General features: G+C 64.0%; 1 protein-coding gene and 1 pseudogene. Both read left to right on the plus strand.

Translation table 11 applies throughout. The features are described from left to right. Positions 1-269 precede the first annotated feature (269 nt). On the plus strand, positions 270-551 hold the full coding sequence (locus tag ACL03I_RS39250; protein WP_412808633.1) for a transposase: 282 nt from the start codon (positions 270-272) through the stop codon (positions 549-551). A gap of 434 nt (positions 552-985) precedes the next feature. Continuing rightward, positions 986-1,762, plus strand: a pseudogene (locus tag ACL03I_RS39255) (hypothetical protein); the annotation flags it as partial.

Genomic DNA, 1,762 nt, shown 5'->3' on the forward strand with positions numbered 1-1,762 from the left:
TCCGTGGTCACGCGAGCGTCGACAGCCACGCTCGGCACAATGAGCGTTGGCCCAGAAGATCACCGCGCTCGTTCGCACCAACCCCGCCGTGTAATGCCGGATAGAAATGGGCGTAGAAAGCTGCTCGGGTCTCAAGCAGCCAACTCGAACACAGTGGTTAGCGCACGTGTCCCCTTCCCGTGCGACTGGCCTGTTCACGCTGGCTGAGACCACTCGGTATTAGGGTCCTGGTTGGCCCTGGTGAGCGGCTGGAAGGGATACTGAGGGACGTGGCAGGACGCAAGTGGCATTCCGCGGCGGAGATCGTGCGGAACCTGCACCGTGCCTACGAGTTGGCCGCTGCCGGCCAGTCGGGCGAGGAGATCGCGGCCGAGTCGAAGGTCTCGGCAGCGACGCTGTACAACTGGCGCCGCCAGTACGGCGGGATGGACACCGACGCGGCCCGCGAGCTCGAGGAGCTGCGAGAGCAGAACGCTCGTTCGAAGCGGCTGCTGGCCGAGGCGGAATTGGAGAAGGACGCGCTGAGGGAGATCGCCAAGGGGAAATGGTGAGCCTAGCGGCCGGGCGCCGCGTCGTGGACATGCTCAAAGACGCCATGGGCCTGTCGGAGCGGTTTGCGTGCAAGGTTGTTGGGTGCATCGGTCCACATATCGACGGCTGCCGGTCGCGGGAGACCCCGCACGATCCGGACGCGGGTCTGCGGGCGCAATACGCTTGATCGTGAGTCGTTGAGATGGGTTCCGAGCGCGGACCGGCCGAGGTTACATAGTCTCACGAACCCCGATCGTTCTCCTGCATACACGTGCGGAATAAGTGAGCATCGCGCGCCGTCCGACTCGAAAGCTGTTGCCATAATGCGCAATTGACGAACAGGCCCTGGAGAGTGACTGTAGCCTTCTTGCGATGTGCCTGTCAGGGGTCGGCGGGCGGAAGGGTGGGAGAAGTGAATCGCGGCTGGCATTCGCAAGAGGTTCATCGTCAACAGGTGTACGACGCGCTCAATGCGCTGCCAGGGCTTCCACCTGGCTACCGGAGCGTGTTCGCGGGCATGCTGATGGAGCGGGGGGCGTATCTGCTGGTGCGCGATCCCATCGTCGACGTTCCGACCGGCCGGGTGCACGCGCTGCTGGTCGGCCGCGGCGGGGTGTTCGCGCTGGTATTCACCACCACCGCACCTACTAGCCAGACGATCGACGCTGTCCGTGCCCGCACGCAACGGCTCTTCGACAAGCTGACGGTCGGGTCGAATGTGTTCGTGGCGAGCACGGTTCGAGTAGCGTTGGTCGTGCCGGTGGGCACCGATCTCGGCCATGTCGACAATCGAGTGGTCGTCGCCGACGAACGAACGCTGCCCCGTGCGTTCTTCGCCGGACGTGTACTCGAACAGCGTGACGCCGAACAGGTCGCCAAAGCGGTCGCCGACAGATCCGATTATCGTCCCGTACACATCGCAGAGACCGGCACAGATTCCGAACCCGAAGCGGAGGGGCTGTTCGAGGAAAACGATGCCATCGCCGATCAGCGCGAGCGTGCTCTATCTGAACCGCTGCTGACCTGGCTGTCGTTCCTGGATCCGGATCAGCTGAGTCTCGTGCGGCGCAACTACAACGGCCCCGCACGCATCATCGGACCGGCTGGAACGGGAAAGACGGTGGTGGCGCTGCATCGACTGGCGCGCATCGCACGAGAGAGCACCGGCAAACTGCTGTTGACCAGCTTTGTGCGCTCGCTCCCTGCTTGCCACAGGACTCCCTTCACCCGG

Origin of the sequence: Nocardia sichangensis (genome assembly GCF_047200615.1) — a bacterium.
Classification (GTDB): Bacteria; Actinomycetota; Actinomycetes; order Mycobacteriales; family Mycobacteriaceae; genus Nocardia; species Nocardia sichangensis.